The 5,924-nt window shown below is 72.9% G+C and carries 6 protein-coding genes and 1 tRNA gene; 5 read left to right on the forward strand and 2 right to left on the reverse strand.

What is annotated here, in order from left to right:
- From ACYVE9_RS13460 to ACYVE9_RS13475, 4 genes are all read left to right on the forward strand, one after another.
- Positions 1-394, forward strand: a 394-nt coding sequence (locus tag ACYVE9_RS13460; protein WP_461028056.1) for an AAA domain-containing protein, incomplete at its 5' end; no start/stop codon positions are given.
- An 81-nt stretch (positions 395-475) separates the two neighbouring features.
- The gene (locus ACYVE9_RS13465; RefSeq protein WP_461028057.1) at positions 476-838 is read left to right on the forward strand and encodes a hypothetical protein; all 363 of its coding nucleotides are present in this window, start codon (positions 476-478) and stop codon (positions 836-838) included.
- Between the two features lie 241 nt (positions 839-1,079).
- Entirely contained in the window at positions 1,080-1,667 is a 588-nt protein-coding gene (locus tag ACYVE9_RS13470) for a bifunctional DNA primase/polymerase (protein WP_461028058.1), read from the forward strand.
- Positions 1,658-1,731 (forward strand) — tRNA-Lys (locus ACYVE9_RS13475). The genes ACYVE9_RS13470 and ACYVE9_RS13475 overlap by 10 nt, the downstream gene beginning before the upstream one ends.
- 49 nt (positions 1,732-1,780) lie before the next feature.
- Here ACYVE9_RS13475 and ACYVE9_RS13480 read toward each other — a convergent pair.
- Positions 1,781-3,010, reverse strand: a complete 1,230-nt coding sequence (locus tag ACYVE9_RS13480) for a M6 family metalloprotease domain-containing protein (protein ID WP_461028059.1) — start codon at positions 3,008-3,010, stop codon at positions 1,781-1,783.
- A 437-nt stretch (positions 3,011-3,447) separates the two neighbouring features.
- Here ACYVE9_RS13480 and ACYVE9_RS13485 point away from each other — a divergent pair, with 437 nt between their 5' ends.
- A complete protein-coding gene (locus ACYVE9_RS13485) occupies positions 3,448-5,082 on the forward strand; it encodes a putative bifunctional diguanylate cyclase/phosphodiesterase (protein ID WP_461028060.1) in 1,635 nt (544 codons plus the stop codon).
- Positions 5,083-5,190: 108 nt separating this feature from the next.
- Here ACYVE9_RS13485 and ACYVE9_RS13490 read toward each other — a convergent pair.
- On the reverse strand, positions 5,191-5,924 hold a 734-nt coding region (locus ACYVE9_RS13490; RefSeq protein WP_461028061.1), incomplete at its 5' end, for an MsnO8 family LLM class oxidoreductase.

The following is a 5,924-nucleotide window of genomic DNA, read 5'->3' on the forward strand; positions in this document are numbered from 1 at the left end:
CGGGCTGACCGCGGACCGGATCGGGGTCGGCACCGCGCACCGCGACCAGGCGGCGGCCGTCCGGGCCGCGCTGGCCGGGCTGGGGGTGGAGGGGGTCACGGTGGACACCGCCAACCGGCTCCAGGGCATGGAGTTCGACCTGACGGTGGTGCTGCACCCGCTGTCGGGTCGTCCCGACGCGACCGCCTTCCACCTGGAGACGGGCCGGTTGTGCGTGCTCACGTCCCGGCACCGGCACGCGTGTGTGGTGGTGTGCCGGGCGGGTGTGCCGGAGCTGCTCGACGAGCACCCCTCGACGGAGCCGGTCCAGTTGGGGGTGACCGTGCGCTTCCCGGACGGCTGGGAGGCCCACCAGGCGGTGCTGGCCGAACTGGCCGAGCACCGGGTGATGTGAGCCGCGTCGCCGGGTTTCGAATGCGGCCGTACCGAGCGGGGGACAATGGTGAATGGCCCCAACGACGACGGAGGTATCTCCATGCCCGAGCCGCATCCGGCTCCGGACCGACGCGGTGCGGTCCCGCGCTTCTCGCGGCCCGCGCCGCTGATGTTCGAACCTGCCGAGTCGACGGCCGACCCCGAGCACTTCTTCGACCTGGAGTCGATCAACGACCCGCAGGAGCTGCTGGCGCGCTCGACGGAACTGGCCCTGGCGTTCCGTGCCGCGGCGGACCGGGCTGTGGAGTTCCAGGCGATGGCTGCCGCCCAGCTGGCCGATCCGCGGCGTTTCGACCGGCTGCCGGACTCGGCGATCGCCGACCGTGCGCAGTGGACGGAGGACTACGTCCGAAAGATGGTCGAGTTCGGCGAGGAGCTGCTCCGCGAGCACACCCGGGAGTGACGGCTCCCGTCCCGGCCCGCCGGCAGGGCGCCCCCACCGCCCCGCCAGGCCGTACCCGCGACGCCGGCCGCCCGCCGGGGGCGGGCTCCGTGAGGGCGGGGACAGACCGCGACTCCCGCGGGGTGGGGCAAGCTGCCCGCGACATATGCGCGGGCGTACTGTACGCGGCCCGGCCCGTCGCCGTCCCGGATTTTGCCGATCCGCAAGAACGCTGCCGCCTGCGGCGGTAGACCTGTTCCTCATGAGCAGCGATCCCACCACCCGTGTCACCCCGGCCGGCGCGGACTGGCTGGCCTCGGCCAGCCGGTTCCCGCGCAGTGTGCACGCCCTGTGGTCGCACCGTCCGGCCGCGACCAGCGTGCTGCCCTGCGGAACGGCCTTCGACGTGGTGAGCACCCCGGTGCTCTTCGGGCGCCGGATGCTGGACCGGTTGTGGTCCGCGGGCCCCGGCAGCGGCCCGGTGGCCCTGCACCACGACCGCCTGTGGCTGTTCGCGGCGCCCGGCACCGCCGACCGGCTGCCCACCCTGCTGGGCTGGGAGGAGTGGGACTCCGGCACCGAGGGTGCAGAAACGATCCCCCCGCTGCTGTGCCACGGCGCCGGGGAGGCCGTCACGGTTCCCGCGGTGTACGCCGTCGACGAGGCGCCCCGGGCCTCCCGGTGGCTGGTCGCCCCCGACGTGCGGTACCCGTGGCTGCCGGACGCCGAGGCACTGCTCCGGGCCTGCCTGCGCGCGGTACGTGCTGGTCGGAGCCATGGGCGCCCGCTGTCGATTTTCGCATCAGCCGAACCGGGTGCTAAGGTCTACGACGTCAGCAGGCGCCGCTAGCTCAGTTGGTTAGAGCAGCTGACTCTTAATCAGCGGGTCCGGGGTTCGAGTCCCTGGCGGCGCACAGACGACCGAAGGCCCTCCGTTCGCGGAGGGCCTTCGGCGTTCCCGGGTCAGGCGCGGGTCACGTGCACGGTCCACGTGCCGGACTCCGCCCGGCGGACGGCGGTGACCGACACCCGGCCGTCCGCGGCGAACAGCGTCTGCCCCTCGCCGAGCGGGGCGTCCGCCAGTTCGGGGTGGACCGAGCTGCCGTGGCAGGCGCCGGTGCCGGGGCGGGCGTCGAGCACTTCCACCGGGCCGCCCGCCGACGCGGTGTCGCTGCGCACCCGGTAGACGAGCACACCGCTGGTGCACAGGGCGATGTCGTTGCCTACCGGTTCGCGCACCTCGACCGCGATCACCTCGGTGGGGCCGGTGCGGATCGCGAGCAGCCGGGTGTCGGCGCCCGGCCCGGCGGTGGGCTCGGCGAGCGGCCGGAGCGAGTGCCGGCTGGCGCCGGGGCCCTGGACGCAGTCGATCTGATGGTCGTTCAGCCAGCCGAGTTTCCACTTGTGCCAGCCGAAGGGCTCCGGAGCCAGCCCGAACTGGCTGCCCATGAGGTCCCAGTCGCCGACGTGGGTGTCCCAGTCGCCCTTGCCGTCCTCGGGCCGGTTGTAGAGGTCGGGCAGGTCGAAGACGTGTCCGGTCTCGTGTGCGAGCACGTTGCGGTCCGCCGGGTACTGCTCGAAGACGGTGACGATCCGCCGCAGCTCGGTGCCGTCGAGCCGCACCGGGTGCTGGAAGTTGACGACCTTGGTCGCGTCGGAGTCGACACCGGGGGCGTTGGGGTCGGCGACGAGGTACACGACGTCGAAACGGCTGAAATCCACCTCCGGGTCGGCGACGGCCAGCGCGTCGTTGAGAAAGGCCGAGCGCATGTCGGCGCTCCAGTCCCGCGCTATGTCGTAGGCGCGCGACTCGGCCGGCATCTCGATCCACCGCTCGACGGGGTGGGCACGGAGGTCGAGGCTGCCGTAGGAGGCGCGCCGGAAGAAGTCGGAGGTGGCCGGGAAGTAGTCCTCGGCCAGCTGGGTGGGAGTGGTCAGCGGGCGGGAGTCAGGGAACGAGAGGAACAGCATGACCGCGTCCACGGTGTGCCGCGGGCGCACGTAGGAGTCGTTCCAGGTGTCGAGGCCGAGGGAGTGGTGGGCGTCGCTGCGGGGGAGCGCGCACGGGGGCGCGGGCTCGGCGAGGACCGGGCCGGCCATCGAGGTCGTGCCGATCACCGCCGCCAGGGCGGTGAGGACCGAGGCCGGGCGGCGCAGCCGCCACAGGAGTGATTTCTCCTGCGGTATGCGCACAGGACACACAAGGACCTCCCGTAACCGTCGTGGGACACCTCCTCCACCTTGTGATGGTTTGGCAGGCTTTGGCCTGTTCCATTAGCCCGTCAGGGGCACAGCGGTATGATTACCCTGGGTAAGTAACCGGATCGTTGCCGGAGCGCTCGCACGGACGTACGCAGGGGTCATCACAGTGGGTGGCGGCACACGGCCCCTTGCTGGCCCCCGCTCGGTGAAAGCCCTTATGATCGGCAGACTTTCCAGCCACGAATCCCCTCCGGGAGCGATCGGTGAACGGAATCCTCGACAGTCCGGGCGACGCTCCAGACGGCCCCGACAACCCCGGAAGGGTTGCTGAAGGCGTTACGGACGGTAGTTTTTCCGCCGATCCGGCTGCCCGACCCCGTGTTGAACCCGGAGTTTTCGCCGCCGCTTTCAACACGGCCAGACAGGCCATGGCCGTGGTCGACGAAGAGGGCCGGGTGATCGCCCCGAACACCGCGCTCGCCGCCCTGCTGGACACTCCGCCCGAGCGGCTCCACGGACTGCCGGCCACGGAACTGCCCGGCCTGGCCTTCGACGACCGGGCCCGCGACGCCTGCCGGGCGGTCTTGCGGGGTGAGAGCGACCGGATGTGCTGCACCCGCCGGCTCAAACACGCGGACGGCCACCCGCTGTGGGTGGAGATCACCCTGGTGAGCGCCGGCCGCCCGCTGGGCGCGACCCTGCTCACCGTCGCCGACGTCAGCGAGCGCCGCGACCTCCAGGAGCGGCTGCGGCACCTCCAGATGCACGACCCCGTCACCCGGCTGCCCAACCGCGCCCTGTTCTTCGAACGGCTCGCCCACGCGCTGAACGACAGCGCGACCGGCCGGGTGGGCCTGTGCTACCTGGACCTGGACGGCTTCAAGGCCGTCAACGACACGCTGGGGCACCGGGTCGGCGACCAGCTGCTGGACGCCGTGGCCCAGCGGCTGATCCACTGCGCGGCCGGCTCACCCCCGGCCGGCGGCCACCTGGTGGCACGGCTCGGCGGTGACGAGTTCGCCCTGCTGGTCGAGGCGTCCACCGGGACCGACCAGCTCAGCGCGCTGGCCAACCAGTTGCGGGCGGTGCTGCGGCGTCCCTTCGACGTCGGTGGGCGGCGGGTCTCGGTGTCGGCCAGCATCGGCGTCGTCGAACGCGCCGCGGAGGGCACCACCGCCACCGAGCTGATGCAGGCCGCCGACACCACGCTGTACTGGGCGAAGGCGGACGGCAAGGACCGCTGGACGCTGTTCGACCCCGAGCGCAACGCCCACCGCATGACCCGGCAGGCCCTGTCCAGCACCCTGCGCCCGGCGGTGGAGCGCGGCGAGTTCATGTTGGAGTTCCAGCCGATCGTGGGGCTGGCGGACGGTCGGGTGCGCGGCGTCGAGGCGCTCGTGCGCTGGCGCCATCCGCAGTTCGGCACGCTGGGCCCCAACCGCTTCATCGGGCTGGCCGAGGAGAACGGCGCCATCGTGCCGCTGGGCCGCTGGGTGCTCGCCGAGTCCTGCCGGCAGGCCCGCCGGTGGCAGCTGGAGCACCCGGGACCGCCGCTGTTCGTCTCGGTCAACGTGGCCGTGCGGCAGGTGTGGGACTCGGACCTGGTGTCGGACGTCGCCGCCACCCTGGCCGAGACCGGGCTGCCCGCCGGACTGCTGCAACTGGAGCTGACCGAGTCCGCGGTGATGGGCTCCGCCGGGCGCCCGCTCCAGGCCCTTCACTCGCTGTCGGAGATGGGGGTGCGCATCGCCATCGACGACTTCGGCACCGGCTACTCCAACCTCGCCTACCTCAGCCGGCTGCCGGTGCGGGCCCTGAAGCTGGACGGCACCTTCGTCCGCGGCTTCCGGACGGCCCGGCAGCTCAACCCGGCCGACGAGACGATCGTCACCTCGCTGGTGGAGCTGGCCCACAAGCTGGGCCTTACCGTCACCGCCGAGTGCGTGGAAGGGCCGGCGCAGGCCGAACGCCTGCGCCGCATCGGCTGCGACACCGGCCAGGGCTGGCACTACTCCAAACCGGTGGCGGCGGAGCACATCTCCGCACTGCTGGCCCGCGTCTGACCCACCGGTCCGCGTCCCACGGCAGCCGCCGCACACACCGGTCGCCGGTCGCTCCCACGGCCGACGGCCGGGGACGGCGGGGCCGCGCCTCGCCGTCCCCGGCCGGGATCAGCCCGCGGCTGCCGTGGCCGGGCCGCCGTCACCTACGGGCAGGCCGTAGCTGTCGGCGATCAGCTCGTAGCTGCGCAGCCGCGCGGACGCGCCGTGCGCGTTGGCGGTGATCATCAGCTCCTGGGCGCCGGTGCGCTTCACCAGGCCGTCCAGCCCCTGCCGCACCTCGTCGGCGGTGCCGTGCACGACGTTGGCCAGCCAGCTGTCGGCGACCTCACGTTCCAGCGGGCTGAAGTCGTAGCTCTCCGCCTCCTCCGGGCTGGGCACCAGGCCGGGCCGGCCGGCCCGCAGCCGCACCATGGACAGCGCGCCCGTCAGCACCTGCCGGCGGGCGGTGCTCTCCACGTCGGCGGCCAGCCCGGACACGGACATCAGCGCGTACGGCTCGGACAGCACCGCCGACGGGCGGAAGGACTCCCGGTAGAGGTCGAGCGCCGGCACGGTGTTGGCGGCGGAGAAGTGGTGGGCGAACGCGAACGGCAGGCCCAGCGAGCCGGCCAGCCGGGCACTGAACCCGGACGAGCCCAGCAGCCAGATCGGCGGCCTGGCGACGGAGCCCTGCACCGGGCCCGGCACCGCGTGGATGCGGGAGTAGCGGTGCCCGTCGGGAAAGCCGGCGTCCAGGAACCGGGTCAGTTCGTCGAGTTGCTGCGGGAAGTCGTCGGCGCCCTCACGCAGCCGGTCGGTGCGGCGCAGGGCGGCGGCCGTCGCGCCGTCGGTGCCGGGGGCCC

Source organism: Streptomyces sparsus, from assembly GCF_054776295.1.